This is a genomic window from Gemmatimonadales bacterium (assembly GCA_019637315.1).
Lineage (GTDB): Bacteria > Gemmatimonadota > Gemmatimonadetes > Gemmatimonadales > GWC2-71-9 > SHZU01.
This window is the reverse complement of record JAHBVU010000008.1, coordinates 128,981-155,348: the sequence shown is the minus strand read 5'-3', so window position 1 is coordinate 155,348 and position 26,368 is coordinate 128,981. Positions and strand designations below refer to the sequence as shown.

Sequence of the window (26,368 nt, the reverse complement as noted above, 5' to 3'; positions counted from 1 at the left end):
TCTGACGCTCTGTTGGCGGCGCCGCATATTGCAACCCCCTCAGGGGTCGGATTCGGGTGCCTGCAGGCGCGCCCGACGATAGCGCCACAGACCAAAGATCCCGACCCCGACGAGCCCAACGGCCAGGTACATCAGCCCTGACGGCGGACCTGGCGGCGGCACGACAGCACCGCAGGTACCCATCAGCGCACAGTCGGGTGGACCCGGGATCTGCAGCAGCAGGAACATCAGCATCGCATTGCGACCCCGAATACGCGACGAGCGGGGCCGAATTCGACTCGGCACCCGCTCATCAATGAGTCTCTCACCGAAACCACGGACAGGGAGGGATTCGAACCCTCGATACCGTTGCCGGTATGCCGGTTTTCGAGACCGGTTCCTTCAGCCACTCGGACACCTGTCCTTTGAGTCTTCCGTTTCCCCACGCAACGATCGAACCAAACGGAAACCGGAAGAGCCGCGGTAAGCTAACAACGGCTTCCCGCATCGCCAAGGCGCGGCACGAAACGGTACTGGTACCTACCAGTACCCACGAAACGGCAGTGGTCACTGACCCACTACCGACGAAGCCATGGTGTCCAAGCTGAGGATGGAACAAGCAGGCGCTGGGGACACGGTTGCTCCCGTGTCCCCAGCGCCTCCAGGTCATCGACGATCCGAAGATCGCGGTGCTTCTCGCAGCTATCGACCTGTCGTCACGGATTGCGATCGAGGCACGCCGCAGTTCCGTTCAGGTTGGGATTGTTCGACTCCTCCTGAGGAATCGGCATGTTGACATCGCTTCCGTAGGTACCGCCCGCCTTGTGCCAGGTGCCGGTGGGAAAGACGGTATTCTGGGGCCGGCTGTACTGCCGCACCAGCCGGCGGAGGTCGCCCATCCGCTGGCCGCGTCCAAAGGACCAGAAAGCCTTTTCGCGCATCATCTGATCCAGGCGAGCGGCCGCCGTTCCAGCGTCGGTCAAGGGGGCCAGTGACACGGTCGCCCGGGCGGCGTTGAGAATGTCCAGCGCCGCGCCGGCATTTCCTGCTCGGAGTGCCGCTTCAGCCTCGATCATCCGCGCATCGACGCCCCGGAGCAAGGCAACGCCCGTCTCGCGCGTCGGCCAGAGCTGCTGCACATCGAGCGGCTGCTGGCCGTCTTCGCGACTGGCCTGGGTGACCCCACCCTGCGGACACGGCGCACGACATACCGGCACTCTCGGGTCGGCAGCCGACGCGAAGTTGAGGCCATTGCCGCCTTCATTGTTCGCCACACTGTAGCGCCGGGCGTTGTTGTTCCAGGTCCAGATGTTGTTGTTGGCCGTGCTGACACCGTGATTGATGGTGTACGCATAGTTCGTGGGAACGCCTGCCACGGCGGCTGCCGCTTCCGCCGGACGGTTCAGATTGAAGAGAATCCGCCCCCGGGTCAGGTTGAGCGCGTGACGGATCCGCACATCGGCCGCAGTTGCTCCGGTAATGACCGCGAGCCCGTCGGTCGCATGGCCGAGGGCGCGTTCAAACGCCTGAACCCCGGTGATCTGATTGCCGTAGGTGATGGTTCCGTCAACGGCGACGTCGCTGAAGACCAAGCCGTTGCAGAAGTTCTCAGCCGCCTGATTGACGAGAAACGCCTGCACGAAATGCAGCTCACCTACTTGGGAGGGCGGCGCCGCCGGCAGATACGTACCCATCAGCGAGACGGCCTGCGACGCCGACTGGCGCGCCCGGTGGAGGTTTCGCGATGCCGTCGCCATGAAGGTGTTGGCCGGCAGCATGTCGCGCCGGTCGAACTGATGACGATCGACGAACGTATCGCCGTTGATCCACTCATCGGCAAAGAGTCCGCTCAAAAGCAACAGACTCTCACCCCCGGAGGTTGCGGTCGTGAACTGCGCCAAGGCGCCGAGCCGCACCGCGTTGGCGCCCGCCGCCGACTGCACCGCCCGCGGATCGATGATATCCGGCGTTTCCACCTCGAGGAGATCCCCCGGCGAACACCCGGTACTGCCCGCCGCGATGATCATCGCGGCGGCTATCCCCGCGATCCGAAGACGCCGCGGCTGCGTATGACGCTGAGAAACAATCATGGCATCACCCCTTAGAAGCCGAGCGTGAGACGGAACGAGACGTAGGTCGGCGGTCCGAAGGCCTGGAACTCCGACGGGTTGTTGATCGTCGAGGCCATCGCCTCGGGATCGACGCCGGTGTACTCGGTCCAGAGCATCGCGACATTGCGCACCGAGAGCGACGTGGTCAGGCTGCGACCACCGATCAGACCGGCCCACCGATCCGGTGCACGCAGCGAAAGCGACAGCTCACGGAGCCGGAGGAAGTCGGCCTTCTCCATGAAGGCGCCGCCGCCGATGGCGGTGCCGAACTGGCGGACCGCGATGGTCCGGGCCTGCTCGAAGAGCGGCGCGTTCGGATCGATCAGACCGCGGCAGTTGTTACGGCTCTGGCAGCGGATCCGCTCGGTGTTGTTGTACAGCAGGTGCCCGCCTTTGTAGTCGAGCTGACCCGAGAGCCGCAAGCTGCGACGGAAGAGATCGATGCCCGAGGTCAGGGCAAACTCGCGCGTCGGAAGCGACGGACCGAGGTACTCGGGCTCGGTGCCGAGGAAGACCTCATTCAGATTGGGGTCGGCGCTGTAGCGGATCAGGCCGTCGCCGTTCTTGTCCTCGAAGCCGAGGAAACGATGGTTCCACCAGCCAAAGAGCGGGTAGCCTTCGACATTCCGAGACGTGGCGCCAGCCCCCGGTGGCACGCCACCCAGGCTGATCAGTTCGTTGCTGTTGAGCGACCCGTTGAGGGCAAGATCCCATCCGAACGACCGGCCATCGATGACCTGCGCCATCAGCATGATTTCCCAGCCGGTGTTCTTGACTTCACCGAGATTCTCGAACCGGGTGGTCGCACCGGTGCCGAGCGACGGTGGCAGCACCCGACTGATCAGCGCGTCGGTCGACTTCTTGTTGTACCAGGTCACTTCAGCGGTCACCCGGTTATTGAAGAGCGTCGCATCGAACCCGACCTCGAGCTCGGCCGACCGTTCCGGCTTGAGGTCGCGGTTTCCGAGTGCATCGGCCACCAGGCCGGGGGCCTCGCCCGACTCGCCCACATAGGTGAGCGGGGAGTAGAACTGCACGGCTGCCGTGGTGCTGGGCTGCACGCCAGACGCGCCGTACGCGGTACGGAGCCTGAGCTGGTCGACCAGCCCGCCCCGCCCCTGGGCAACTACCCAGGACGCCGAGAACTTCGGATAGAGCACCGTCTTGAAGTCCGCGCCGAAGGCACTGTTGCGATCTGAGCGCAGCGCACCCGTCAGGAAGAGACGGTCGTTGAGGGCGATATGCTGCTCGATGTACGCGCCGATCGTCCGGGTTTCGCTGTTCGATTCGTCCGAGGTTTTGATCGCGGCCGAGGTTACCGTGGTGGCGCCGGGAGGCAGTTCCTGACCGAAGGCGCCGTTTCGATCGAATGTGTTGCGATTGTACTGAACGCCAACCGTGGTCTTGGATTCGATTGACGAGGAGATCAACCGCGTTGCGGTCAGCGCGGCGTCGAGCGTGTGCGCGAACATGTTGGTACGGTTGTCGCGCTTGAAACCAAGGGCGTCCGTACCGGACACCGGGCACTCGGTGAAACGGCAGAGCTGGGTTTCCTTGCGCCCGACGAAGTCGATACCGTAGGTACCCCGGCCGCTCAGCCACGAGCGCGGCCGCCACTGAGCCGTGATCGACCCGATGAAGCGGTTCACGTCCTGAGCAGTCGAGGTCCGGTAAATCTCGCGGGGTGTCACGGTCCGATACCCGTGCAGGGTGTCGCCGGCAAGGTTGGTCATGTACTTGTAGCCGTGACCACCGAAGGTGTTGGTGGCGAGACCGGGAACACCTGAGTCATCGCTTCGGGTCAGCCGCGTTTCCTGCTGGATGTAGCCCAGACTCACAGAAACGTCGGTATTGGCGTTGAGGGCAACGTCGAGGTTCGATCGCGCCGAAAACCGCTTGAGCCCGTTCGGATTGCGCTGCTCGGGCCGAAGCGTGATACCTCGGTTGTCAAGCCAGCGCTGATCGAAGGTCGGGATCTTGGTGACGCCGTCCTCCGTCTCGAACTCGCCGTGCATGAAGTACCGGACCGCGTCGGAGCCACCGCGAACCTGCAAGCCGTGCTGCTGGCGGTAGCCGGTGCCGTACGGGGTGGCTTCGGGATCCTTGTGGAGGTTGTACATGGTGACGCTGTCCTGAACGCAGGCTCCGGAGATGACCTGGGACAGGATACACTGGGTGAAGTTGGTCCGGGTGGAACCGGCCGTCCAACCCCAGTACGCGTCAGGATACTTGTTGCGATCCGACAGCGCCGCCTGCTCGGTGTAGTAGCTCCAATCGGTCCGGCCAGCCACACCTCGCTTGGTCCGGATCACGATCACGCCGTTGGCTGCGTCCGTTCCATACAGGGTCGCCGCCGAGGGACCGCGCACCACCTCGATCGACTCGATCTCTTCGGGATTGAAATCGTTCATCCGCGACACCGTGGTCCCGCCGACGCCGATCGATGACGATCCCGTGGTACCTTCGACGCGAACGCCGTCGATCACAAAGATTGGGTTATTCGTCAGCGACATCGAGCTGTTGCCGCGAATCCGAATCCGACCGCCGCCGCCCGTCTGAATCGGCGGCGTGACCAGCACGCCGGCCGCACGAGCGGTCAGCATGTCCGTCATGTTGGAGATCGACTGGCGTTCGACGACCTCGGCCGCATTGACGTAGGCAATCGCGTTACCGACTTCGATGCGCCGCTGTTCACCCGTTGCCGTCACGACCAGGGGGCTGAGCTCCATGGCCCGCGCCTGCATCTGGATGTCGACGGTGACCCGCTGCCCGGCCGTGACGCTGATCTCTCGCGATACCTCGGCATACCCGATCCCAAGGATCCGCAAGGTGACTGTGCCCGCCGCGACGCCAGTGAGGGTGTAGTTGCCGTTGCTGTTGGTCGTGGTGGCCAGGTTGGTACCGACCACGCTGACCTGCGCAGCACCGATCGGCCGCCGGGTGAGCGCGTCAACCACTGTGCCAGCAATCGAGCCCGTGGACTGCGCCTGGGCCTGCCCCGCAAACAACACGGCGGCAAGTAGCCCCAGCACCGATGCGCCTGGGATCTTACGACTCACCATGGAAGTACCTCGAGTTGTGGTGGGAAGCCCCGTACAGAGCCCGACAGAGGCCTGTCCGGGTGACTGGCGCGCAAGGACGCCTCATGGCAAAGTGACAGCTACGGAGCGAGCCGTCAAGAGCGCCGGACCAGTCGCGCATCTGGTCGGAGGACGCCCCGGTGCGGACCGGCTGCGTTAGCCGGCCACCGGCAGGCGCCGCTTCGCCTCGAGGTTAAGCAGCCAGAGAGCAAAGATCGCGTGGAGGGTGGTTGCCACGACCGAAACGCGCCAGGTCCAGTGCAGCTGAAAGCCGGGCAGGCGCGAGACCCAGAGGGCCGGCCCGACGAATACCGCCAGGCGCACCGTGCTGCTGACCATCGAGGGCAAGGTGTTGCCCATGGCTTGGAAGAGACCGGAACAGGTAAATACCAGCCCCGAGGCCGCGAAATTCCACGAGATCGTGCGCAGGAAGTCCACGGCGACCACCAGCACGGCCTCGTCGCCCGCAAATGGACGTACCAGCCAATCCGGGCGCCAGTGCGCGAAAAGCGTCATAGCCACCATGACCCCGGTTCCGATCCGGGCCGCCGCCCAGAAGGTCTCGCGCACCCGAGGATAGTTTCGCGCCGCCATATTCTGCCCGGCCACCGGTGCGGCGGCAAAGGCCACCGCCATCGCGGGCAGGAAGATCGCCTGCATGACCCGCGAGCCCACGCCGTAGCCTGCCTGCGCAGCCGCGCCGAAATCGCGAATGATCCAGTAGACGACTCCCATCGACAGAAACATCAGGGCGAACTCGCCACCCGCAGGCACCCCGATCCGGAAGAGCCGCTTCCAGGTGCCCAGGTCGGGGCGAATCAGGGCACGATCGACCTCGACGAATCGGTCGAAGCGGCGGAAGTAGCCGTACAGAAAGAACACGCCGACCGCAACGGAGATCGTGCTGGCCAGCGCGGCGCCCGCCACGCCCAGCGGCCGACCGGTGCCCCACCCCGCAATCAGGACCGGTGCCAGGACGGCGTTGAGCAGCACGGTGAACATCTGCAGCACCATGGTCGGCTTGGTGATGCCGTGGCCGCGCAGGGCCGACCCCATCGAGATCAGCGCAAATTGCAGAGCAAGCGCCGGCAGAAACCAGTACAGATAGGTCACCCCTGCCGCCACGGTCGCGGCGTCCGCTGCCACGAACTCGAGGTAGGGCCGCGCCAACACGGCCCCGACGCCCAGCACCAGCAGACCGGCGCCAGCGGCAAGCACCAGACTCTGGTTGAACACCAAGTTGGCGTCGTGCCGGTCCTTCCGCCCTGCCGCATGGGCAATCAGGACCATGGTACCGATCCCCAGCACCTGGGTCAGCGCCATCACGATGAACTGGACGTTGCCTGCTGCGCTGACACCGGCAATCGCCGCATCGCCGAGACGCGCCACGAAGTAGAGGTCGACCATCAGGTAGAGGGTCTGGAACACCATGCCGATGGCCAGCGGGATTGCGAGACGAACGATGTGCTTCGGAATGGAGCCGACGGTGAGATCGTGCACAGGTAAGGTCGAAGTTGAAGAAGGAAGAGAGAGGGTCGTGGAGGTGTGCGTTCTCAGCCGGGAGCCCGGTCGGATCCACTCCGCCGCACGGCGAAAAACTCCTGCAGCACCGCGCCGCACGGTTCCGCCAGCAGCCCGCCAACGACCTCGACCCGGTGGTTGAGCGCAGGGTGACGAAGCAGGTCACCGACGGACCCCGCCATGCCGGCCTTCGGATCATAGGCCCCAAAGACGACGCGGCCGACCTTGGCCAGCACGATCGCGCCAGCGCACTGAGCGCACGGTTCGAGGGTGACGTAGAGGGTTGCCTCCGGCAGGCGATCGGTACCGAGCGCTCGGAGTGCGGCCTGCACCGCCAGGAGCTCAGCATGGGCAGTCGGGTCGCGCCCCGCGACGGTCAGGTTATGGTGCTCTGCCAGGACCTGACCATCCTGAACGACGACCGCGCCAACCGGAACCTCGCCGGCCTCGCGCGCCCGCTCGGCCTGGGCCAGAGCCCAGCGCATCGCGAGCACGTCCTCGATCCGAGGCGCCGGGGCCGGCTGGGGCGCGCCGGGCCCGGCCGATCTGGCACGTCCGGTGGTCATGGCCATCAGGGAAGTGTAATCGTGCCGCCCGCCACCGTCGGGGTGCCGGCGCCCGGCAGACCTAGCCGCGGCGCTCGATCGTCAACTCGCTTCCGCTCCGGTCGACCAGCACCGTATCGCCCTCCTCAAAGCTCCCCGCCAGCAGGGACGAGGCAATCGGGTTCTGGAGCATCCGCTGGATGGCGCGCTTGAGCGGACGGGCGCCGTAGACCGGGTCGTAGCCTCGCTCCGCCAGGAGCGCACGGGCAGAAGGCGTCACCTCCAGCGTCAGCCCCTTGGCCTGCACCAGCGCAGCAAGCTTCTCCACCTGCAGCTCGACGATCCGGCCGATATGCGCCTCCGAGAGCGGATGAAACACGACGATATCGTCGACTCGGTTGAGGAACTCCGGCCGGAAGTGGCTGCGGAGCTCGGCGCGGACCCGATCTTCCACAGCCGACCACTGTTCCGTCCCGACCACGGCCGCCGCATCGACGATCAGATGACTTCCGATGTTCGAGGTCATGATGACCACCGTGTTCCGAAAATCGATCTGTCGACCCTGGCTGTCGGTAAGCCGACCGTCATCGAGCAACTGCAACAGGACGTTGAACACGTCCGGGTGCGCCTTTTCGATTTCGTCGAACAGCACCACACTGTAGGGACGGCGCCGAACCGCTTCGGTCAGCTGTCCGCCCTCTTCATAACCGATGTAGCCGGGCGGCGCACCGATCATCCGGGCAACCGAGTGCTTCTCCATGTACTCGGACATGTCGAGACGCACCATGGCCCGTTCATCATCGAAGAGAAACTCGGCCAGTGCACGCGCGGTCTCAGTCTTGCCGACGCCGGTGGGGCCCAGGAAGATGAACGACCCGGTAGGCCGGTTCGGGTCCTGCAGACCGGCCCGACTCCTCCGCACCGCGTTCGCGACCGCAGCAAGCGCCTCGCCCTGCCCCACGACCCGATGGCCCAACTCATCCTCGAGCTTCGAGAGTCGTTCGCGCTCCGACTCGAGCATCCGGGTTACCGGGATTCCGGTCCATCGAGCGACGATCTCGGCGATATCCTCGTAGTCGACTTCTTCCTTGAGATACTTGGCATTCGCCTGAATCGAGGCCAGCCGTTCCTCCTCCCGGGCAACCTCCTGCTCCAATGCCGGGATCCGACCGTAACGCAGCTCGGCTGCCTTCTGCAGATCGCCACGGCGGGTGACCTGCTCGACCTCCGTCTTGAGCTGCTCGGCTTCGGCCTTCTTGCTCTGCAGCAGGTGAATCGCCGCCTTCTCCGCCTGCCACTGTGCCTTCATGCCAGCCGAGGTTTCCTTGAGCTCGGCGATTTCCCGTTCGACCGCTTCGCGACGCTCCACGCCGGCCTTGTCCTTTTCCTTGAGCAGCGCCTGCCGCTGGATCTCGAGCTGCAGCACCCGCCGCTCGACTTCGTCGATCTCCAAGGGCATGCTGTCGATCTCGATCCGCAGCTTGCTGGCAGCTTCGTCGACCAGGTCGATGGCTTTGTCCGGAAGGAAGCGATCGCCGATGTAACGGTCGCTCAGGGTCGCAGCGGCGACCAGCGCGTTGTCGGTGATCCGCACCCCATGATGCACTTCATACTTTTCCTTGAGGCCCCGCAGGATCGCGATGGTGTCCTCGACGCTCGGTGCGCCAACCACGACCGGCTGAAAGCGCCGTTCGAGCGCCGCATCCTTCTCGACATGCTTCCGATACTCATCCAGCGTGGTTGCGCCAACCACATGGAGTTCGCCTCGCGCCAGAGCAGGCTTGAGCATGTTGCTCGCATCGACCGCGCCTTCCGCGGCCCCGGCGCCCACCAGCGTGTGCAACTCGTCGATGAAGACGATGAAGCGACCCTCGGCCTCGGTCAGTTCCTTGACGACCGACTTGAGGCGCTCTTCGAACTCACCGCGGTATTTGGCGCCGGCCAGCAGCTGCCCGATGTCGAGCGCGACGATGTCCTTGTCCCGAAGGCTCTCGGGTACGTCACCCGCCACGATGCGCTGGGCCAGACCCTCGACGATGGCAGTCTTGCCGACGCCTGGTTCACCGATCAGGACCGGATTGTTCTTGGTACGGCGAGAGAGAACCTGCATGACCCGACGGACTTCTTCGTCGCGTCCGATGACCGGATCGAGTTTACCGGCCCGAGCCTGATCCGTCAGGTTCCGGGTAAACCGCTCCAGCGCCTGGTACTTCTCCTCCGGCGACTGGTCCGTCACCCGATGGCTGCCACGAACCCCGGCCAACGCGTCTCGCAGGTCGTCGGCGCTGACACCGAGCCCGGTGATGATCGCCCGGGCGGCCGTACCCTTCTCGTCGACCAACGCCACCAGCAGGTGCTCGGTCGAGACGTAGCTGTCGCCCAGATCCTTGGCGTCCTTCTCGGCCCGATCGAAGACCGCATGCATTTCCCGGCTCAGGGTCGGCTCGACGCCGCCCGACTGGGTTGGCAGTTTGGTGAGCTCCCGCTCCGCGGCGCCAACCAGCGCCGTCACATTGAGACCGGCCTTCTGAAGCAGCGGTCGGACGACGCCCTCCTCCTGCTCCAGTAGAGCAGCAAAGAGATGAGCGTCATTGGCAACCGGATTGCCCCGGCCGCGCGCCAGCTCGATGGCATCTCGAAAGGCTTCCTGCCCCTTGATCGTCAAACGTTCCGGTCGAATCATCTGCTCCTCGAGTCGGTTCCTGATGCCGCGACGGCTAGCCTGCCCGGACACCTTTTGCGATGTAACATTTCCTCTCCGAAACGAGAAGCAACCGCCATACCCCGAATAACCGCCGGTCTGGCAGCACTGTACACGCGACGGAAAGACATAAGCAGCAAGGCGTTAAGCGCAATGACGTCATAACCCGTCTCAAGCGCGCCGAAATGGCAGCTACCCCGGAGCCTGAACCCAGCCCGGCTCAGACCAGAAGCCCAACGCGGGCAGCGCCGCTCCGTCCCCCAGATGGTAACGAACGTAGCGATCGAGCAAACGCCGGTGGGCGGCCAGGTAGCGACTGTCTAAGGCCGGCAGGTCTCCCCGCCCTTCGATCAACGCCTCGAGGTCGCGAAGGTCTTTGGGCGTCAGACGGCTGGTTTCGACCGCACGGGCACAGGCCGCGCACAGTACCCCGCCATGGGCCGGCGAGAAGGCGACCGGCCCCTGATCCCGGCCCACCGGCAGGCCGTCACGGGCGCACACGCCCAGTGCGGGCGCAAAGCCGAGATGAGCGACGAGTCCCCAGATCGAGCGGAGCCCGACGATCGCCACGACCTCGGCGGGGACCCCCTCCAGGACGTCGAGACCGTGGCGGAAGAAGTCATAGGTTGCCGCCTGGCGGTCGCCCGGGGCAAACCGGAGCATCAGCTCGCCCAGCACCGTGGCAACGGCATAGCGTTCGATGTTAGTGGCCATCGCCTCTGGGACACGACCCACATCAAAGGCGCTCAAGGTGTGAAGATCGGAATGACGGGCAAGGTGAACGGTCGCGATTCCGTCGCTCAGGATCTGCAGCGAGGCGCCGAACGCACTGCGAGGCCGCCGGGCACCCTTGGCAATCACGCTGACAACGCCGAGCTCTCGCGTTGCCAGTCGGGCAATCTTGGACGTTTCGCCGTACGGAATGGTCGACAGGATGGTGGCCGGCGTCTCGATCGGGGCCATAGACCCGCTAACTCGGCCGATGCGGCCGGATCACGGAGCCGCCAGGCCGCCCAGGCCCGGCAGGAGGACCAGGGTCACGGCCACCGGACAGACGCCAAGGGCCAGGTCGCGGGCCTGGGTCAGATCCGGCCTGAAAACCCGAAGCCTGCCTGCCTGCCCGGCATCGCATCCGGTGGCCTCGATGGCGTAGATCCTGCCCGCAGGGTCGACCGCCGCGGCCACGTTGTTGAGAACGAAGATCCCCTGGCCAGCGCCCCGTACCACCCGTCGGGTCCGGGTATTGAACTCCATCAAGCCATCCTTGATCGAGGTCACGAACAAACGCTCGGCGCCATCGGAGGCCACGCCCCAGGGCACGAAACCGAAGCCGGCAAAGCTGCCGACCTCCTGGCGTTGGATGGGGTCGACGATGCTGAGCCGTCCGGACACTTCACTTGTCGTGTCGCCGGTGCTGACGATGTAAATCAGCCCGTCCCCACCGAGCGTGGCCGACCGCGCGTTGCCTGGGGTGGGCAGCGGAATCGAATCCCGCCCGGCGGCCCGCGCGTTGGTTTGCGGATCGACTACCGTGATCCAGCTTTCCCCCAATGAGCAAGTGCCTTCGGGACACGGCTCCACGTTGGCGTTGACGACGAACAGCCGCCCGCGAGTCAGTACCAGATCGCGCGGGTACTGCCCGACAGCCACGCTTGCCGTATCACCGGTCAGGAGGTTGAGCCGGGTGACCGTATTGGTTCCGGCATTGGCAACGTAGGCGACCTGTTCACTGAGCAACACGACGGCTGAGGGCTTGGACCCCGCCGGAAAGGCGTACCAGTTCCGGACCTCCTCCAGGCGAAGATCGAACACCGCGAGCGAGTCGTTGCTCTGACTCGAAACGATGGCCACCCGACCCACTGCCGAGATGTCGGAAGCACCGCCGCGAAGCCCGGGTGCCAGGATCTTCCGCGACGGACGCCCGACTTCGGTCGGGATCAGCGACAGCGAATTCTCGCCGGCGTTGACGACGAGGAGTCGCTCTTCGGGCGGTGGCAGTGGTTCGGTGGTCGCGGCGCAACTCGCCAGACCACTGACCAACAGAAGCGGCAGGACACGATCGAGCACAGCCATTCAGGTAACGATACCGGGAGCAACGGGCCCGGGGCAAATGGCGCCCGGTCAAACCCCGTCGGGCCGGCGCCTCGGCACGATCTGGGGCACCCCATCCTCGTCACGAATGGCGACCGGCCAGGCAAAGACGCGTTCGACCAGGCCGGCTTCGAGCACCTGGGCCGGTGGCCCGCTCGCAACCGCCCGACCCTCGTTCATCAGCACCATCGCATCGGCGAACCGTGCCGCCAGGTTGAGATGGTGGGTCACGACGAGGCTGGCGATTCCACCGTCGGTGAGCCGGCGAAGCAACTCGAAGATCTCCATCTCGTGGCCGAGATCGAGCGATGCAGTGGGCTCGTCGAGCAGCAGAATGGCGGGCTCCTGCGCCAAGGCGCGCGCAATCCGAACTCGCTGCCACTCGCCCCCAGACAGGGTATCGATCCGACGCCCGGTCAGTCCGGCGACGTCGGCCCGCGCCATCGCGTCAGCAATGGCAGCCCGATCGCGCGCGCCGAGCGGCTCCAGGGCACCGAGCCAGGCGTAGCGGCCAAACCCGACCAGCTCTTCGACTCGCCAGGAAAAGGGGTAATCCTCACGCTGCGCGACGGCGGCAATCCGCCGGGCACGATCCCTGGCGCTCCAGGCCTCGATCGGGCGGCCATCCAGTTCGACCCGCCCAGCGTCGGGTCGGAGCGAGCCCAGGAGCGCTCGCAGCAGGCTGGTCTTGCCGCTGCCGTTGGGGCCGACCACCGCAACCAGCCGTCCGGGCTCGACGGCCAGGGTGACGCCGTGCACCGCCGGGTGCGCAGCACCCGGATAACGGATGGTGACGTCGTGCGCGGCAAGCATCAGGTCAGTGACCGCCGCACCAAGGCGGCAAAGAGTGGTACACCGATCAGGGCCGTGATGGCGCCGATCGGCAGTTCCGCTGGACGGAGAACGGTGCGAGCAACGGCATCCGCAAGAATCAGCAGGCCGCCGCTGGCCACGAAGACGGCCGGCAGCAGGGCGCCATGTCGCGGTCCGACCCAGCCGCGCATTGCGTGGGGCGCCAGCAGACCGACGAAGCCGATCATGCCGCTGACCGCCACGCTGGCCGCCGTCAGGAGGGCCGTCGCGAGGAACACCGTTCGCTTGGTGAGCTCGGTGCGAAGGCCGAGCGCGTGAGCCGGCTCGTCACCGAGGGAGAGGAGATCGAGCGACCTCGAAGCTCCGAAGAGATAGACCAGCGGGAGCAGCGCATAGACCGTAAACGCCCCGACGGCCGGCCAGCTGGCCGCCGCAAAGCCGCCGAGCAACCAGAGAAACGCGTTGCGAAGCTGCGCAGCCTCCGAGAGGGCCAGCAGCGCCGACGTGAGCGCTCCGCAGAGCGCGGCAATCACCACGCCCACCAGCACCAGAACGCGTGGCTCGAGTCGGGTCCCCTGCACCACCGCCACACCGTACACAGCGGCGGACGCTGCCAACGCGCCGAGAAAAGCCGCGGTCGGCACGGCAAAGAGCCCCGCAAATCCGAGCGCGATGGCCGCGACGGCGCCGAGCCCGGCCCCACCGGAGATGCCCAGCAGATACGGTTCCGCCAGCGGATTCCGCACCAGCGCCTGCAGCGCCGCCCCGGATACCCCGAGCGCTCCGCCGACCGCAAAGGCAAGGAGGATGCGCGGCATCCGCAGTTGCCAGACGATGGTTCCGGCCGGTCCGTCGGGGTTGAACACCCCGTCGACCACTTGCGACAGCGGCAGCGGCACCGCACCGATGGCCAGCGCCACCAGCACCGCCGCCACGGTCGCTAGACAGAGCAGCAGGAACTTCATCGACCGGCGGTCTCGAGCGCGCTGCGCAACTGTCGGACCGCCTGCCCGATCCGCGGACTCGGCCGGCTGAACATCGACCCCGAAACCCGCAGCAGGCGTCGTTCCCGAACCGCGGGTACGACCTGCCATTCCGGCTTGCCCAGGAATGCAGGCTCGCTGTCACCGACGACGAGGATCCAATCCGGATCGCGATCGACGACTGATTCGATCGAGACGACAAACGAGGGACGATCGCTGTCGCCGTACAGGTTGACCGCGCCGGCACGGTGGAGAATTTCGTTGAGGAAGCTCCCCGCCCCGATCACGATGGGCGGGTCGCTCCAGCTGACGATCAGCACGGTCGGTGGCTTAGCGCGCACGGCGGAGGCGGCCTCGAGATCCGCGCGGGTCTGCTCGACCAGGCTGTCACCGGCTGCCGACCGACCGAGCGCGGCGGCGAGCAGCCGGGCATCGCGTTCGAAGTCACTGAGCTGATCGATGGCGATTTCCAGCACAGGAATGCCCAGCCCGCGCAGTCTGGTCACGGCGGAGACGTTGCCGGGGGAACGGTAGGCCAGCACGAGGTCGGGGCGCTGGCCGACCACCGCTTCGACGTTCGGCATGATTCCATCGCCGACCGACGGCACCTCGAGAGCTTCCGCGGGGTAATCACACCAGCGGGTTCTTCCCACCAGTGTGCTGCCGGCGCCGAGCGCGTAGACCAACTCCGTGGCGGCGGGAACCAGAGAGACCACGCGGCTGGCCGGTGCGGCCAGCGTCGTGGTGTGCCCACTATCATCGGTGAGGGTGATGGCAGGTACCGCGTCGCGGCTCGGCGCGCACCCGACCAGCCACGCAGCCAGCAGCGCGGCCTGCAGGGATCGAACCCGGCGATCAGGTTCGCCGAGGACGCGACGCGAGGGCCGCACGAAGCTGCTCCGCCAGGGCACCCCGGTCGCGCTCGAGTTGCGAGCGCAACTCCGGCAACGTTCCCGGCTCTTCCAGAGTTCGATCGAGCGCCGCGATCCGGTCGGCGAGCTCGACCGACGAAGGCGTCGAACGCCGGGTCTCTGGGCGCTGCCGCCTCAGCACGACCCAGCTGAGCAGCAGCAGGCCCAAAGCGGTGCCCGCGACGGCCACGGGCAGCACCGCTATACCAAACGAGGTTCTGGGAAACACCAATGCGAGGCCAACCTCGCCACCTGGCGCAACAAAGCGACGGAAGGAGCGGCCCTCGAACATCTGGGGCGGTCCCTGGATCCAACGCCCACCTTCGACTCGGACCGTTTCCTCTTCGACGAAGACGTCGACCGAGTCGATCCCGACCGTCGCCAGCTCGAGGCGTCGCTGCCCGGCCGGCACTTCATACTGGAGCAGCAGCTCCTTTTCACCAGGCGACAGCGGCGCAAAGACGAACACGCTGTCGTCGCGGAACTCGACGGCGTCGGGCGAGAGCTGCGACAGCGCCCCGCCGCCCACCTGCTGGTTCCGCACGCCGGCGGGCAACGGCGCCGCCCAGGTCGGCGCCAGCGAATCGGCTCCGACCCGGGTTGTGACGCCCCGATTATCGATGACCAGCCAGTCGACCACCGTACGCGCACCGATCGCGTCAGCCGCACCCACGACCAGGGTGCGGCTGCGCGCGGAGATGGTCGTGGTCGAGGCCGTGTCGAACACGAAGAGCTGCACCATCGTGTCCGGCCGTGCGGGATTGGTCGCGAGCGGCGTGGAGAAGTACTCGATTCCGGCGTAGCGGACGCTCACCAGGTAGTTGGCCGTGGAATCGGCCGGGAACCGGAAGGCAAAACGACCACGCCGATCGGTCTGCACGGTGTCGAGCGGCCCCTGAGTGGCGCGGCCGACCTGATGCAGCACCACGCGCACCCCGCCGACCGGCGTCGTGTCAGCCAGCTGCGGACGAATGACCGTGCCCTCGGCGCGAGTCGGTCGCTGGGCAGCGAGGGGCAGCGCCCCCACCGCCAGCAGTGCGAGGGCCCAGCGGACGGTCATGGCTGGAACCGTCCCAGATCTTCCGGGTCGAGCTTCGAGAGAAACCGCTTGAGCGCCTCGGCGCCTGCCGTGGGGTCGTCGGCGGCCGGGCCGGACGGGCCGCCATCGCCCTCGTCCCGCAGCAGATCCTCACTGACGAAAATCGGCGCGTCGAAGCGAAGCGCCAGCGCAATGCTGTCCGAGGGTCGGGCATCGATCACGAACAAGTGATCGCCACGTGCCACCAGCAGCTCGGCGTAGTAGGTGTTGTCACGGAGGGCCGTTACCGAGACCCGGCGCAACTCGCCACCGAGCCCCCGCAACAATTGTTTGAGCAAGTCGTGCGTCATCGGGCGGGACGGATGCTCGCCCCGGAGTTCCACGGCAATGGCGTTGGCTTCCGAGGCACCGATCCAGATCTGAAGACTGCGGCTGCCGCCAACCTCATGCAGCACCACCACCGGGGTGTTGGTGCTCCGCTCGACGCCAAGATGGGCCACCGTCATCCGAACCATGCCGGAAGGGTGGCCTACCTCTTGGCAGCGGTCAAGAGATCCCGGACTTTGCTCGTCTCTTCCCAGGGAAACAGGGTGACTTGCTTGCCGCCGACCTTGGCCGACACAGGCCGGCGGCCGAAATGACCGTAGGCCGCCGTGGGGCGGTAAATCGGCCGGCGGAGCTTGAGCGCCGCGGTAATCCCGGCCGGCGTCAGGTCGAACACCTCGCTGACGATCCGCTCGAGCCTGGCATCGGGCAGCTCGCCGGTGCCGAAGGTGTTGACCATGACCGAAACCGGCTGCGCCACCCCGATGGCGTAGGCCACCTGCACTTCACAACGCGCCGCCAGCTTGGCTTCGACGATGTTCTTCGCCACCCAGCGCACCGCATAGGCGGCCGAACGGTCGACCTTCGAGGGATCCTTGCCGCTGAAAGCCCCGCCCCCGTGGCGGGCCATGCCGCCGTAGGTATCGACGATGATCTTCCGACCAGTCAAACCGGCATCACCGTGCGGTCCGCCGATCACGAAACGACCCGTCGGATTGATCAGGAACTTGATGCCCCGCGACTCGAAGCCGGCCTTCTCCAGCACCGGACGAATCACTTCACTGATCACGGTGTCGCGAATGGTGTTGTGGGAAAGCTGACGGTTGCCCACCCGCTCGGCGTGCTGGGTCGAGACGACCACGGTTTTGACCGCGACCGGACGATCGCCCTCGTACTCGACCGACACTTGGCTCTTGCCGTCGGGCCGGAGCCAGTCGATCTGCTCCAGGCCATGGAGGCCTTTGCGCACGGCAGCCAGCCGCTCCGCAATGCGGTGCGACAGAATGATCGGCAGTGGCATCCGCTCGCGAGTTTCGCGAGTGGCATAGCCGAACATCATGCCCTGGTCGCCCGCGCCCTGCTCCCGATCCTTCTTGACGTCGACGCCCATCGCAATGTCGGGCGACTGCCGATCGATCGACGACAACACGGCGCAGGTGCGGCTGTCGAAGCCGAACGAGGCGTCGGTGTAGCCGATCGAAGCGATGGTATCGCGAACGATGTCGGGAATGTGAACGTAGGTCGTCGTCGAAATCTCGCCGGCCACAACGGCCATCCCGGTCGTGACCAGCGTCTCACACGCCACCCGCGCAACCGGATCCTTGACGAGGATGGCATCCAGGACGGCGTCGGAAATCTGATCGGCCACCTTGTCGGGATGGCCTTCGGTGACCGATTCGGAAGTGAAGACGTGGCGCGGCGCGCGAGCCATGGGCATCGATCCGGGAAAAGTGATAAAAAAATGAGGCTGCAAACTCGGGCGGAAACCTAGTCGCCCCGCGACCGGGCGGCAACCGAATCAGGGGGCTAGAAGTCGTTGGTCGACATAGCCTTGCACGGCTTGTTGCAGGATGCGCGTGATGCTCGCGACATCGGGGGCAAGGAGGGCCTGGCGTGCTGCCTCCTGACTGACCGACGCGGGGACGTTGCGAACCATCCATTTGACCAGCGGCAGGGTTGGCGGCGCCACGCTCAGGATGGTAAACCCCATACCGACCAGCAGAACCGCGCTGAGCGGATCCGAGGCCATTTCGCCGCAGATGCTGACCGGAATGGAGGCGTTCTGGGCCGCGACGCGCACGGCCTCGAGCTGGCGCAGCACGGCCGGATCGAGCGGGGTGAAACGAGACGCCAGGTGCGCACTTCCGCGATCGACCGCCAGGGTATACTGGGTCAGGTCGTTGGTGCCGACACTGAAGAACTGCGACACGGCCGCCAGCCGGTCGGCAATCACGACCGCGGCGGGGGTCTCGATCATGACACCGAGTTCGAGCGAGTCCGAGGCACGAACACCGGTCGACGCCAGCTGCGCCGCCTCCTGGTGTACCAGGTCGCGCGTGGCCAAGACCTCGTCGACCCGAGTTACCAGGGGCAGCATGACCTTGACCTGCCGCTCCGCCGCAATCCGCAGCAACGCGCGCAGCTGGGGCCGAAAGATCTCCGGCCGATCGAGACAGACCCGGATCGAGCGCCAACCCAGGAACGGATTCGCCTCGGCGTGAGTCTCGAAGGCAGCCGGGAACTTGTCGCCGCCGAGGTCGTAGGTGCGAATCACCACCGGGTGATTCGGAAAGGCAGCACAGACTCGGCGAAAGTACTCGAGCTGTTCCAGCTCGGTCGGCACATGGGCCCGCCCGGCCACCAGCAACTCGGTGCGCAGCAGACCGACGCCCTGGGCGCCGTGCCGGACTGCCACGTCGATTTCCTCCGGCAGGTCGACGTTGCCCATCAAGGTGACCTCGACCCCATCCGGCGTGACGGCCGGCTGGCTCGCGGCGCCTTCGAGCGCCAGGCCGAGCTTGAGGCGCCGGTTGGCCCGCGCCCGCGCGAACTCGAGCTCATCGGGCGTCGGATCGATCACCACGGTACCGGTGTAACCGTCGATCAGGACCATGGTATCGGCCTGAATCCGGGCCAGCGCCCCTGAGGCGCCCATCACGGCCGGGATACCGAGCGAATGCGCCAGGATCGCCGCGTGAGACGTCCGGGTTCCCTCTTCGCTGACGAGACCCAGCAACTGGTCACGATCGAGCTGGACCGTGAGTCCGGGTGACAGTTCTCGGGCCACGATAATGACATGCTCCTGCCTGCGCACCGCGGCGAGTTCGTCGTCGGGACGCCCCATCAAATGTCGCAGCGTATGGATCTGAACCGCGGTCAGGTCGGTCAGGCGTTCGCGCATCCGCAGATTGGCGGCTTCCGCAAAGGCCACGCGCAGTTCGAGTGCCTTGAACTCATAGGCTGTCTCCGCGCTCAGCTTGTTCTTGCGAATCAAATGCTCGACGGACGCCAGAAAATCCGGATCCTGGGCCATCAGGATCTGAGCCTCGAATATCTGAGACTCTTCGAGTCCGGCGGAATGCAGCACCCGCTCGCGGAGATGGTCGAGGTGCTGGACCACGGCCTCGACTGCCAGGCGGAGACGTTCGACTTCCTGATCGACCTCCTCGGGTGTGACCGAACGATCAGGCACATCCGGGAACCTGCGCTCAAGCACCGCCGCCGGCCCATAGGCGATTCCGGGCGACACGCCGACCGCGCGCAGAGTCCGTGCTTCGCTCATTCGCCGAACCCGGAGGCAATCAGCGCCACCAGCGCGTCCATCGCGGCCGACTCATCGACGCCGTCGGTGCGGATCACCAGGGCGCTGCCCTGCTCCGCCGCAAGCATCATCACGCCCATGATGCTCTTGCCGTTAGTGGCCTGCCCGTCTTTCTCGAGCTCGATGCTGCAGGCAAAGCCGGCGGCCAGCTTGACCAGCTGCGCAGCCGGACGGGCGTGCAGGCCAAGCGGATTGACGATCGTCGCGGTGCGTTCGGTCACAGAACACTCCAGTACCAGAGAAGGACGACAGCCATCGTTGCCAGGGTAATCTGTCGGGCGCTCGGCACCCGAACCCGGACCAGCGCTGCAACCGTGCCCCCGACCGCGCCGACGCTCGCCGCCGCCACGCCGGGCCCTGCGGTCTCGGGCACCAACAGCCAGCGGATCACCAATGGCACCGCCAGAGCCACCATGAAGCCCGCCGCCAGCCCCACCTGCCCTACCCGCTCAGCCAGCCGGGACCGTTTGAGAGCGGCCGCGACGTCCACGCCGGCACCGTAGCCGAGCTTGACGCCCCAATAGGTGACATAAAGGCGCAGCAGCGCGTAGCCCAAGACACCGATCACCACCGCACCGGCCCCGAAGGCCATCACGGCCAGCAACAGCACGGCCATGGCGGCCGGCACCACCCCGATCCAGAAGAGTTGGTCGCCCAGCGCGCCGAGCGGACCAGCCAGCGCGGTCTTGAGCCGCTGCACGGTGGTCCCCGGCTTGCCGTCGAGCTCGGCGCGGGCGGCGGCACCGACGGCAATGCCCGCCAGGTACGGATGCGCGTTGAAGAGCTCGGTCGAACGAGACACCGCCGCGGCGTGACGCTCGGGATCGGCGCGCAACTCGTCCAGCAGCGGCAGACTGGCGTAACCGGTGCCCACGCCCTGCATCCGCTCGTAGGTCCATGAGCTCTGCAGAATCAGGAGCCGCGCAACCACCCGTCCAAGCGGCTTCACAGCAGGCTCGCTCCGAGCACGCCGACCGCCGTGCCGGCCGCGACCCAGCGCCAGCGGGGTCCGGAGCGCGCGCTGGCCACCGCGCCGTGCGCCACCGACCAGGCGCCGCCGGCGAGGGCCACCGTGGTGAGCGCCATGCCAAGCGCAGCGGGCGGCGACCAGCGGGTTGCGGCCACCAGCGCGCCGATCCCCACTGCGATTGCACCGACCAGAGCACTCCGGCCGACATCATAGCCCAGGCAGGTCCAATGTACCCGCGCCACCGCTGCGGCATCGCCGCGACCGAGCCGGTCGCTGAATCGCTGCACCGTTACCGCGGAAAGCCGTCGCGTCATCGGCAGGGTCGTTCCCGCGGCAATGCCGAGTACGATGCCAGCTCCGGCCGCCACGCCAAGCACCACGGGCCAGTCGTGGCCCGCCGCAATCAGCGTGGCCGCGACGGTTGCCGCGCCGAAATCGGGATAGCGGGAGCTACCCACCGGCACCACATCCAGCGCAAACAACTCGAGCAGGGCCCCGACTCGGAGTCCTGCCTCGACGTCGCCTGCCAGCGCCCCGGCCGCCGCCCCGACGATGAGCGGGCGCGACAGCAGTGTCTGCAGCACGCTCACGAGATCGAGCCCCGCCAGCGTGGCCCAGAGCCAGAGCAGCACCAGCGTCACGCGCGAAGGTCTCCGACATCGACCGGGGGCGAGGTCGGCAGATCCTGCGCCGACACCGCCACGCCCGACGCCGCGATGGCTTTGAGGTCCGCCAGCTCGGCATCGGTGAGATAAATGAAGCGGAGGTACTCACGACGTCCCGGCCCGGCGTGCACCCCGCCGACGTTGACGGCCCGAATCCCATCGAAGCCGCGCACCAGATCGGCCATGGCTGCCACGGTTCCGGTCAGCACCAGGACGCGCTCCGGGCCGGTGGCCAATGCCGTCAACCGCAGCGGCGCCTCGTCAGGCGCGAGAAACTCGACGGCGATGCCCTCGGGCACGGCCATGCGATAGAGATCCTGCTCGAAGTCACTCGCCGCGACCTCGGCGTCGACCAGCACGATCCGGCCGATCTCGTAGGGCCTGCCCCACCCGATCACGACCTGGCCGTGGACCAGCCGGTCGTCGATCCGCGCCACGACAATGCCCACCTAGCGGACTCCGACGGCACGGGAGCCGCTCTCGACGATCCGACGCACCGCTTCGTCGAGCGGAAGATCGCGCCGAAAGACGAACTCGACCAGCATGGCCAGATTGACGCCGGTAATAACCCGGACATCCTCGCGCCCGGCGAGTTCTCGACGTGCGGCGAGGAGACACGATCCGGCCGGCATATCGACGAAGAGGATGCCAGGCCCGGGCGGCAGCGCGGCGGCGACGCGCCGCTGGAGGAGCCCCTTGTCGCAACCCTCGTTCGAGATCGGTACCAGCGCGTCACGAACTCCGCTGACCGACTCCACCGCCGCCACCAGCGCCGCCGCGAGGTCGCCGTGGCAGACGACCGCGCCGCGCAAGAGCTCGCTCATTCGTAGTCCTCTTGGAGATACTCCCGCAAGCCGCGTTGCTCTTTCATCCGCTTGATCAGGCGATCATTGAATGCCGTGGCCGAATCGACTCCGGTCAGTCGCAATAGATGCGTCATCGCGACGACCTCCGAAATGACCGTGAGATTCTTACCGGGATTGAGCGGCACCACGACCTTGGGCACCTTGATGCCCAGCACCGTCGTCTCGAGCCGCGAGAGTCCGGTACGATCGACTTCGCCGGCGGTGTTCCAGTCTTCGAGGTGAACGATCACCTCGATCCGCTTCTGCTGTCGCACCGCCCGGATCCCGAACAGCGCGGGAATGTCGATCAGGCCGACTCCGCGTATCTCCATGTGATGCGCCGCAAGGTCGTGGCCCCGCCCGATCAGCACATCGGCGCCGCGCAAGGTTGCAATCACGACGTCATCAGCCACCAGCCGGTGGCCGCGCTCGACCAGGTCGAGGACGCACTCGCTCTTGCCGATGCCGCTCCGGCCGGTAAAGAGGAGACCGACGCCGTAGACGTCGGCCAGCGAGCCATGCAACGTGGTGGTCGGGGCAAACGCCGCCTCGATGATCGGTTTGGCCGCTCGGTAGAACTCGGCCGTCTTGAGCGCGGTTCGAAGCACCGCAATGCCCCGGTCGCGCGCTGCGGTGATCATCGGCTCGGGCGGGCTTTGCCCCTTGGTGATGAAGACCCCGGGCAGGTCGTAACTGAAGAACTTGGTCAGGACCTCGCGCCGAAAGTCGTCGGGCAGCGAGGAGAGATAGCTGATTTCCGTCTCACCCAGGACATGGAGCCGTTCGGGTACGAATCGACCCGTGTACCCGGCCAGCACCAGTCCCGGGCTCGAGATGTCGGCTTCCTGGAGCGTCCGGTCGAGCCCAACCTCCCCCGTCAGCGATTCGAGCTGCAGCGGATTGCCGTGACGAACCAGAAGCTCCCGAAGCCGCAGGCTCACTGACGGATACTCGCCACCCGACGATCGCGTCGGGCCTGCGTGGTCGACCGTTCGAGCTGTCGACGAACCTTGTCCTCCGCTCGATCGAGCGCGGTCCGGTGATCCGGACCTACCGCACTGCCGACCAGCACCTGACCACGCCGGACATGCAATCGGACTTCAGCCTGATGGCCCTCGGGAACGAGGTCGAAGACTACCTGGCTCTCCAGCGTATGTGGTGAGAAATGCTCGAGGCGATCCATAATGGAGATGGCTCGCTCACGAAGCAGATCCGTGATTTCACAGTGGCGGGCAGTGACGGTCGTCATCATGTGGCTTCTCCTCGGGTTACCCGATTGATGATTTCCTGCAGGTGCCGTTCGGTTCGAGCCGCCGCGTCGTCCCAGGTCCAGCGCTCCGCGTGCTGTCGAGCTGCGGCGCCCAGGCGGGCCACCGTGGCAGGCTCAGACACCAACGCCAGCATTTGCCGGGCCAGGGCGACCGGGTCGCCGTGTGGCACCAGAAGGCCAGTCTCGCCTGCCCGCACGGAATCCCGCAGGCCGGGACTGTCCGAAGCAATGGAGGGGGTTCCAGATGCCGCCGCCTCCATTACGGTGATGCCCCATCCCTCCTTGGGTGAAGGAAACAGATTGGCCCAGGTCGTGCGCAGGAGCCTGAGCTTGACCGCGTCATCGACGAACCCGTGAAATCGGACCGATTTCCCGAGGCCGAGTGTGGCGACCAGCGCCTCCAGACGGGGGCGGTCGTCGCCGGAGCCGGCAATGTCCAGCCGAACCTCCGGGCGGTCGCGATGCACCAGCTCCAAGGCCCGAATGGCCAGGTCGACGCCCTTGTACCGCTTCAACCGCCCTACATATAAGAAGGAGGGAGGGTCGGACCGGTCAAGGGCCGGGTCCGGCGCAAAGGCAACCGGGTCAATGCCCGGGTGAATGACCGTAATCCGGTCACTCGGAATGCCCCGGGCGACCAGGTCGTCCCGGGTGCTCTCACTGATAACATGAAACCAGGATCGGCGATACGCGATCGGCATCAGCCGCTCAGCCAGGACCACCGCCGTGGCCATGGGCCACGAGGCCTCGTGGTACGCCGTGGTACCGAAGAGGTGGGGCACGAGGACGCAGGACGGCACATCAACGCCAGCTGCGCAGTAGAGCGGCAGCTTGTTGACGTCCTCGACCAGCACGTCGTACGAGCCGCTCCGCAGCGCCCGCCGCACCGCCCGACGTCCGCGGAGCGCAAAGCTGTGCCGGCCCCCATGACGCTCGATCGTGATGCCATCGCGAACCGCGGTCGGCGGGGCGCCGGGCCAGCCGGCGCAGACGAGATGAACCTGATGTCCGCGGGCAACCAGGCGGCTGAAGAGTTCGAACAGGTGGATCTCAGCGCCACCGGCGTGCGGATTGTCGAGGTCCTGCCAGTTGAACAGCAGGATCCTCACAAGAGGCCGAGGCTCCGGGCTACGCGGTCGAGCACGCCATTGACAAACGGCGGCGACTGGGGCGTTCCGAACCGGTGGGCCACCCAGAGCGCCTCATCGATGGCCACGCGGGGCGGCACCTGGCCGCTGCGCAACTCGTAGGCGCCGATCCGGAGGATGTTGCGGTCGATCGCGGCGAGCCGCTCGATCCGCCAGTTGTCGGTGGCGTCCTGGAGCAGCGCATCGAGTTCCTTCCGCGCGTCCCAGACCTCCTGCGCCAAACGCTCCGCCAAGTCCAGCACAGTGGGCTCGGGGCCGGTCAGCTTGGCCAGCCCGGGCACCACACTCGCCAGCGGGCGATCCAGCGTCTCGGCGGCATAGAGGAGCTGCAGTGCGCGGGCCCGACCGCGGGTTTCGGTCCGGAGCCTCACGATGCCCTCACCTGGCGGATCACGTCGGCCGCCCGAATCGCGGCCTCGGCCGCTTCGTATCCCTTGTTGCCTGCGGAGCCGCCGGCGCGCTCGAGTGCCTGCGCCATGGTGTCGACCGTGAGCAGGCCGAAGCCCACCGGCAAGGCCCGCGCCGTCGACACCGTGCCAAGCGCGCGCGACGTTTCGCCCGCCACGAACTCGAAGTGCGGGGTTTCACCCCGAATCACGACCCCGATCGCGACGAGCGCGGTGTACCGACCCTGCTCGGCCAGCGCCGCGGTGACGCTGCCCAGTTCGAAGGCGCCGCTGACCCAGACGACATCGACAGCCGAATCGGGTACGCCCGCGTCGCGGCAGCAGGCCAACGCTCCTTCGAGCAGTTTGGTGGTAATCCGCTCATGATAGCTGCTCACCACGATACCGATCCGGCCCGTCGCGCGGAGCTGACTGCGTAACTCGTTCATCGCTGCCTCAGTGACCGATCAGATGACCGAGCTTGTCGCGCTTGGTCGCGAGATACGCGCGGTTGTCGTCGGTGGCGGGCAGGATCAGCGGTACCCGTTCTACGATCGACAGGCCGTAGGCATCGACACCGACGACTTTGCGCGGATTATTGGTCATCAGTCGAATGGTCGTGAGGCCGAGGTCGCGCAGGATCTGCGCACCAATGCCGTAGTTGCGCAGATCAGGCGCAAAGCCGAGGTCCTGGTTGGCCTGGACCGTATCGGCGCCGCTGTCCTGCAGCTCGTAGGCACGCAGCTTGTTGAGCAGGCCGATGCCGCGACCTTCCTGGTCGAGGTAGACGATCACACCCCGCCCCGCCTCGGCCACTTGGCGCATCGCGGCATCGAGCTGCTCGCCGCAGTCGCAGCGCAGCGAGTGGAACACGTCCCCGGTCAGGCACTTGGAGTGCATCCGCACGAGCAGGTCGGGCTGCCCCTCCGCGTCACCATAGACCAGGGCGACATGCTCGGCTGCATCGACATCATTTCGATAGCCGACGATCCGGAAGACCCCGTGCGGCGTCGGCAGGCGCGCCTCCGCAATCCGGTGCACCAGCCGCTCCTGGGTCAACCGGTACGCCACCAGCTGCGCCACCGTCACGAAGGTCAGCCCGTGCCGTTCGGCAAACTCGAAGAGCTCGGTCCGGCGAGCCATGGTGCCGTCGGGATTGAGGATTTCGCAGATCACGCCCGCGGGCGCGAGCCCTGCCAGGCGCGCAAGATCGACCCCTGCCTCGGTCTGACCGACCCGCTGCAGCACACCGCCGGGCCGAGCCCGAAGCGGAAAAATGTGGCCCGGGCGGCGCAGATCGTTCGGCTGGGTTTCCGGACGAATGGCCACCTGGATGGTGCGCGCGCGGTCGGCGGCCGAGATCCCGGTGGTGACCCCGAAGCGCCGCTCGGCATCGATACTGACGGTAAAGGCCGTACCCATCGATTCCGAGTTTTCCAGCGTCATCTGTGGCAGCCCGAGCTGATCGCATCGCTCAGGCGTCAGCGTGAGACAAATCAGCCCACGCCCGTGAATCGTCATGAAGTTGATCAGGTCGGGCGTCACCAGTTCGGCCGCCGCAACGAGATCGCCTTCGTTTTCCCGATCCTCGTCGTCCGCCACGATGATGCACTTGCCGTTGCGGAGGTCACTGATCGCCTGCTCGATCGTTCCAAAACCCATAT

The 26,368-nt window shown here is 66.4% G+C and carries 26 protein-coding genes and 1 tRNA gene; all 27 read right to left on the bottom strand.

The genetic code is table 11. The features are described 5' to 3' along the window. Window positions 1-39 precede the first annotated feature (39 nt). Window positions 40-285: a hypothetical protein gene (locus KF785_09770; protein MBX3147043.1), complete on the bottom strand. Its 246-nt coding sequence runs from the start codon at window positions 283-285 to the stop codon at window positions 40-42. Window positions 286-316: 31 nt separating this feature from the next. Continuing rightward, a tRNA-Ser gene (locus tag KF785_09765) sits at window positions 317-403 on the bottom strand. Window positions 404-695: 292 nt separating this feature from the next. Then, window positions 696-2,069: a hypothetical protein gene (locus tag KF785_09760; protein MBX3147042.1), complete on the bottom strand. Its 1,374-nt coding sequence runs from the start codon at window positions 2,067-2,069 to the stop codon at window positions 696-698. Window positions 2,070-2,080: 11 nt separating this feature from the next. Beyond that, on the bottom strand, window positions 2,081-5,152 hold the full coding sequence (locus KF785_09755; protein ID MBX3147041.1) for a SusC/RagA family TonB-linked outer membrane protein: 3,072 nt from the start codon (window positions 5,150-5,152) through the stop codon (window positions 2,081-2,083). Window positions 5,153-5,326: 174 nt separating this feature from the next. Then, a complete protein-coding gene (locus KF785_09750; protein ID MBX3147040.1) occupies window positions 5,327-6,670 on the bottom strand; it encodes an MATE family efflux transporter in 1,344 nt (447 codons plus the stop codon). 53 nt (window positions 6,671-6,723) lie between these two features. Beyond that, entirely contained in the window at window positions 6,724-7,176 is a 453-nt protein-coding gene (gene tadA / locus KF785_09745) for a tRNA adenosine(34) deaminase TadA (GenBank protein ID MBX3147039.1), read from the bottom strand. A gap of 142 nt (window positions 7,177-7,318) precedes the next feature. Continuing rightward, window positions 7,319-9,919, bottom strand: coding sequence for an ATP-dependent chaperone ClpB (clpB, locus tag KF785_09740; protein MBX3147038.1), 2,601 nt, complete (start codon window positions 9,917-9,919; stop codon window positions 7,319-7,321). A 210-nt stretch (window positions 9,920-10,129) separates the two neighbouring features. Continuing rightward, complete coding sequence (gene recO / locus KF785_09735; protein MBX3147037.1) at window positions 10,130-10,900, bottom strand: DNA repair protein RecO; 771 nt, start codon at window positions 10,898-10,900, stop codon at window positions 10,130-10,132. 30 nt (window positions 10,901-10,930) lie between these two features. Continuing rightward, window positions 10,931-12,010, bottom strand: a complete 1,080-nt coding sequence (locus KF785_09730) for a hypothetical protein (protein ID MBX3147036.1) — start codon at window positions 12,008-12,010, stop codon at window positions 10,931-10,933. A gap of 48 nt (window positions 12,011-12,058) precedes the next feature. After that, window positions 12,059-12,841, bottom strand: coding sequence for an ABC transporter ATP-binding protein (locus tag KF785_09725; GenBank protein ID MBX3147035.1), 783 nt, complete (start codon window positions 12,839-12,841; stop codon window positions 12,059-12,061). Then, the gene (locus KF785_09720; protein MBX3147034.1) at window positions 12,841-13,806 is read right to left on the bottom strand and encodes an iron ABC transporter permease; all 966 of its coding nucleotides are present in this window, start codon (window positions 13,804-13,806) and stop codon (window positions 12,841-12,843) included. Before KF785_09720 ends, KF785_09725 begins: the two co-directional genes overlap by 1 nt. Then, on the bottom strand, window positions 13,803-14,714 hold the full coding sequence (locus KF785_09715) for an ABC transporter substrate-binding protein (GenBank protein MBX3147033.1): 912 nt from the start codon (window positions 14,712-14,714) through the stop codon (window positions 13,803-13,805). Before KF785_09715 ends, KF785_09720 begins: the two co-directional genes overlap by 4 nt. Then, a complete protein-coding gene (locus KF785_09710; GenBank protein MBX3147032.1) occupies window positions 14,680-15,795 on the bottom strand; it encodes a hypothetical protein in 1,116 nt (371 codons plus the stop codon). Before KF785_09710 ends, KF785_09715 begins: the two co-directional genes overlap by 35 nt. Further along, window positions 15,792-16,289 (bottom strand): bifunctional nuclease family protein, encoded by a 498-nt coding sequence (locus KF785_09705; GenBank protein ID MBX3147031.1) that lies wholly within the window; start codon window positions 16,287-16,289, stop codon window positions 15,792-15,794. Before KF785_09705 ends, KF785_09710 begins: the two co-directional genes overlap by 4 nt. A gap of 14 nt (window positions 16,290-16,303) precedes the next feature. Further along, on the bottom strand, window positions 16,304-17,530 hold the full coding sequence (metK, locus tag KF785_09700) for a methionine adenosyltransferase (protein ID MBX3147030.1): 1,227 nt from the start codon (window positions 17,528-17,530) through the stop codon (window positions 16,304-16,306). Window positions 17,531-17,617: 87 nt separating this feature from the next. Then, on the bottom strand, window positions 17,618-19,381 hold the full coding sequence (gene ptsP, locus KF785_09695; GenBank protein MBX3147029.1) for a phosphoenolpyruvate--protein phosphotransferase: 1,764 nt from the start codon (window positions 19,379-19,381) through the stop codon (window positions 17,618-17,620). After that, window positions 19,378-19,641 (bottom strand): HPr family phosphocarrier protein, encoded by a 264-nt coding sequence (locus KF785_09690; protein MBX3147028.1) that lies wholly within the window; start codon window positions 19,639-19,641, stop codon window positions 19,378-19,380. The genes ptsP and KF785_09690 overlap by 4 nt, the downstream gene beginning before the upstream one ends. Next, window positions 19,638-20,369, bottom strand: coding sequence for a PTS system mannose/fructose/sorbose family transporter subunit IID (locus KF785_09685; protein MBX3147027.1), 732 nt, complete (start codon window positions 20,367-20,369; stop codon window positions 19,638-19,640). The genes KF785_09690 and KF785_09685 overlap by 4 nt, the downstream gene beginning before the upstream one ends. Beyond that, window positions 20,366-21,031, bottom strand: coding sequence for a PTS sugar transporter subunit IIC (locus KF785_09680; protein MBX3147026.1), 666 nt, complete (start codon window positions 21,029-21,031; stop codon window positions 20,366-20,368). The genes KF785_09685 and KF785_09680 overlap by 4 nt, the downstream gene beginning before the upstream one ends. Next, window positions 21,028-21,504, bottom strand: coding sequence for a PTS sugar transporter subunit IIB (locus tag KF785_09675; GenBank protein ID MBX3147025.1), 477 nt, complete (start codon window positions 21,502-21,504; stop codon window positions 21,028-21,030). Before KF785_09675 ends, KF785_09680 begins: the two co-directional genes overlap by 4 nt. Then, complete coding sequence (locus tag KF785_09670) at window positions 21,505-21,879, bottom strand: hypothetical protein (GenBank protein MBX3147024.1); 375 nt, start codon at window positions 21,877-21,879, stop codon at window positions 21,505-21,507. It lies immediately after the preceding gene. After that, on the bottom strand, window positions 21,876-22,841 hold the full coding sequence (gene hprK / locus KF785_09665; GenBank protein ID MBX3147023.1) for an HPr(Ser) kinase/phosphatase: 966 nt from the start codon (window positions 22,839-22,841) through the stop codon (window positions 21,876-21,878). The genes KF785_09670 and hprK overlap by 4 nt, the downstream gene beginning before the upstream one ends. Further along, entirely contained in the window at window positions 22,838-23,152 is a 315-nt protein-coding gene (locus KF785_09660) for a ribosome-associated translation inhibitor RaiA (GenBank protein ID MBX3147022.1), read from the bottom strand. The genes hprK and KF785_09660 overlap by 4 nt, the downstream gene beginning before the upstream one ends. Continuing rightward, window positions 23,149-24,279, bottom strand: a complete 1,131-nt coding sequence (locus tag KF785_09655; GenBank protein ID MBX3147021.1) for a glycosyltransferase family 4 protein — start codon at window positions 24,277-24,279, stop codon at window positions 23,149-23,151. Before KF785_09655 ends, KF785_09660 begins: the two co-directional genes overlap by 4 nt. Next, window positions 24,276-24,689 (bottom strand): transcription antitermination factor NusB, encoded by a 414-nt coding sequence (nusB, locus tag KF785_09650; protein MBX3147020.1) that lies wholly within the window; start codon window positions 24,687-24,689, stop codon window positions 24,276-24,278. The genes KF785_09655 and nusB overlap by 4 nt, the downstream gene beginning before the upstream one ends. Then, the gene (locus KF785_09645) at window positions 24,686-25,153 is read right to left on the bottom strand and encodes a 6,7-dimethyl-8-ribityllumazine synthase (GenBank protein MBX3147019.1); all 468 of its coding nucleotides are present in this window, start codon (window positions 25,151-25,153) and stop codon (window positions 24,686-24,688) included. The genes nusB and KF785_09645 overlap by 4 nt, the downstream gene beginning before the upstream one ends. Window positions 25,154-25,160: 7 nt before the next feature. Further along, window positions 25,161-26,366 carry a bifunctional 3,4-dihydroxy-2-butanone-4-phosphate synthase/GTP cyclohydrolase II gene (locus KF785_09640; GenBank protein ID MBX3147018.1) on the bottom strand — a complete coding sequence of 402 codons (1,206 nt, stop codon included), beginning with the start codon at window positions 26,364-26,366 and terminating at the stop codon, window positions 25,161-25,163. Window positions 26,367-26,368: the final 2 nt, after the last annotated feature.

Bases quoted from the DNA above. Each gene is read 5' to 3' on its own strand.
- KF785_09755 (MBX3147041.1), bottom strand. From the start codon at position 5,152: ATGGTGAGTCGTAAGATCCCAGGCGCATCGGTGCTGGGGCTACTTGCC.
- KF785_09760 (MBX3147042.1), bottom strand. From the start codon at position 2,069: ATGATTGTTTCTCAGCGTCATACGCAGCCGCGGCGTCTTCGGATCGCG.
- tadA (MBX3147039.1), bottom strand. From the start codon at position 7,176: ATGCGCTGGGCTCTGGCCCAGGCCGAGCGGGCGCGCGAGGCCGGCGAG.
- KF785_09660 (MBX3147022.1), bottom strand. From the start codon at position 23,152: ATGATGACGACCGTCACTGCCCGCCACTGTGAAATCACGGATCTGCTT.
- recO (MBX3147037.1), bottom strand. From the start codon at position 10,900: ATGGCCCCGATCGAGACGCCGGCCACCATCCTGTCGACCATTCCGTAC.
- clpB (MBX3147038.1), bottom strand. From the start codon at position 9,919: ATGATTCGACCGGAACGTTTGACGATCAAGGGGCAGGAAGCCTTTCGA.
- KF785_09730 (MBX3147036.1), bottom strand. From the start codon at position 12,010: ATGGCTGTGCTCGATCGTGTCCTGCCGCTTCTGTTGGTCAGTGGTCTG.
- KF785_09640 (MBX3147018.1), bottom strand. From the start codon at position 26,366: ATGGGTTTTGGAACGATCGAGCAGGCGATCAGTGACCTCCGCAACGGC.
- KF785_09645 (MBX3147019.1), bottom strand. From the start codon at position 25,153: ATGAACGAGTTACGCAGTCAGCTCCGCGCGACGGGCCGGATCGGTATC.
- KF785_09670 (MBX3147024.1), bottom strand. From the start codon at position 21,879: ATGAGCGAGCTCTTGCGCGGCGCGGTCGTCTGCCACGGCGACCTCGCG.
- KF785_09720 (MBX3147034.1), bottom strand. From the start codon at position 13,806: ATGAAGTTCCTGCTGCTCTGTCTAGCGACCGTGGCGGCGGTGCTGGTG.
- KF785_09710 (MBX3147032.1), bottom strand. From the start codon at position 15,795: ATGACCGTCCGCTGGGCCCTCGCACTGCTGGCGGTGGGGGCGCTGCCC.
- ptsP (MBX3147029.1), bottom strand. From the start codon at position 19,381: ATGAGCGAAGCACGGACTCTGCGCGCGGTCGGCGTGTCGCCCGGAATC.
- KF785_09705 (MBX3147031.1), bottom strand. From the start codon at position 16,289: ATGGTTCGGATGACGGTGGCCCATCTTGGCGTCGAGCGGAGCACCAAC.
- metK (MBX3147030.1), bottom strand. From the start codon at position 17,530: ATGGCTCGCGCGCCGCGCCACGTCTTCACTTCCGAATCGGTCACCGAA.
- KF785_09725 (MBX3147035.1), bottom strand. From the start codon at position 12,841: ATGCTTGCCGCGCACGACGTCACCATCCGTTATCCGGGTGCTGCGCAC.